The organism is Terrisporobacter othiniensis (assembly GCF_000808015.1).
Taxonomy (GTDB): domain Bacteria; phylum Bacillota; class Clostridia; order Peptostreptococcales; family Peptostreptococcaceae; genus Terrisporobacter; species Terrisporobacter muris.
Window position 1 is genome coordinate 1 of the sequence record NZ_JWHR01000159.1, and the last position, 1,532, is coordinate 1,532.

Sequence of the window (1,532 nt, forward strand, 5' to 3'; positions counted from 1 at the left end):
ATAATAGGTGAAGATAAATCATATTGGTATGAATAAATAAATTGGTAATAAAAAAACTATTCACTTTTTATGAAAATGCAATATAATATTAAAGTGTCGTTTTTTAAAATTAAAAAAATAAAAAATATTTTTATATATAAATTCAACAAGATATTTGACAATATTGGAGGAACAAACAAGATGAAAACTATAAAAAAAATTGTAATAACTGGAGGACCTTGCTCTGGTAAAAGTACAATGCTTAACTTAATAGAAAACACTTTTAAAGAAAAAGGATATAAAGTCTTAATAGTTTCAGAAACAGCGACAGAATTAATTAGAGGTGGAGTTTCACCACTTGGTGGTAAAGAGAATATGTTCATATTCCAGGACTATCTTTTAAACCTTCAATTTAAGAAAGAAGAAGTTTATGAAAAAGCAGCAAAAGAAATGGATGCTGAGAAGACAATAATACTTTATGATAGAGGATTATTAGATAATAAAGCTTATGTATCAAAGGAAGAATTTGAAGTTATTTTAGATAAATTTGGAACAACTGAAAATGAATTAATAGATAGATATGATTTAGTATTACATTTAGTAACAACTGCTAATGGGGCAGAAGAACATTACACACTAGCGAATAATGCTGCTAGAAGTGAATCATTAGAAGACGCTAGAAAACTAGATGAATTAACTATGAATGCCTGGGTAGGTCATCCTCGTTTAAGAATATTTGACAACTCTACAGACTTTGAAGGAAAAGTTGAGAGAGTATTAAAAGAAATCTATAATGATTTAGATGAACATATGCCAACTGGTACTATACGCAAATACTTAGTAAATGTTGAAAATATAGATATAGATAGTATAATAAATACTTCAGAAAAAATGGACATAGTTCAGCATTACTTAAAATCTTCTAATCAAAATGTTGAAAGAAGGATTAGACAAATAGGAAGTGGCGAAAACTACTCATACTACTATACTGAAAAAGAAAAAATCAATAACTATAGAACATTTAGAAAAGAAAAGAAAATAAGCGATAAGCTATACTTAACATATTTATCAGAAATAGATAACCAACTTTTCACTATAATAAAAACTCGTTATTGTTTCGTATACGAGAATCAATATTTCAAATTAGATGTATTTAACAATGATAAAAAATATGGAATCTTAGAAATAGAAGCTACGGATCAAAATGGAAAGATATTACTTCCAGACTTTTTAAATATAAAAGCAGATGTAACAAAAGATTCAATGTATTCAAATTATGAAATATCAAAAAGAAACTATGTAGGTAAATAGGAAATCAAAGCACTCTCATATAAATGAACTGCACCCTTCATGTGGAACAATATAAAACAACCTAGGCTACCTTTTTCTTGTATTTTACAGGAGAAAGGTAGTTTAATTTTGTCTGTATTCTTTCTTTGTTATAATAATCTATATATTGAGATACAATTTCAATCACCATTTTACTTGATAAATTCTTTAATCCTTGAGAATAGAATGCTTCTGTCTTCAATGATGAAAAGTCTCTCTTGGGA

The 1,532-nt window shown here is 27.0% G+C and carries 2 protein-coding genes; one reads left to right on the forward strand and one right to left on the reverse strand.

Translation table 11 applies throughout. From position 1 onward, the window contains the following. Positions 1 to 180 precede the first annotated feature (180 nt). Positions 181 to 1,290, forward strand: a complete 1,110-nt coding sequence (locus QX51_RS18375) for an AAA family ATPase (protein WP_039681358.1) — start codon at positions 181 to 183, stop codon at positions 1,288 to 1,290. Between the two features lie 61 nt (positions 1,291 to 1,351). Here the strand turns inward: QX51_RS18375 and QX51_RS20205 are convergent. After that, a partial coding sequence (locus tag QX51_RS20205; protein WP_039681359.1) for an IS3 family transposase occupies positions 1,352 to 1,532 on the reverse strand: 181 nt, incomplete at its 5' end.

Coding starts and splice junctions, on each gene's coding strand:
- QX51_RS18375 (WP_039681358.1), top strand. CDS start 181: ATGAAAACTATAAAAAAAATTGTAATAACTGGAGGACCTTGCTCTGGT.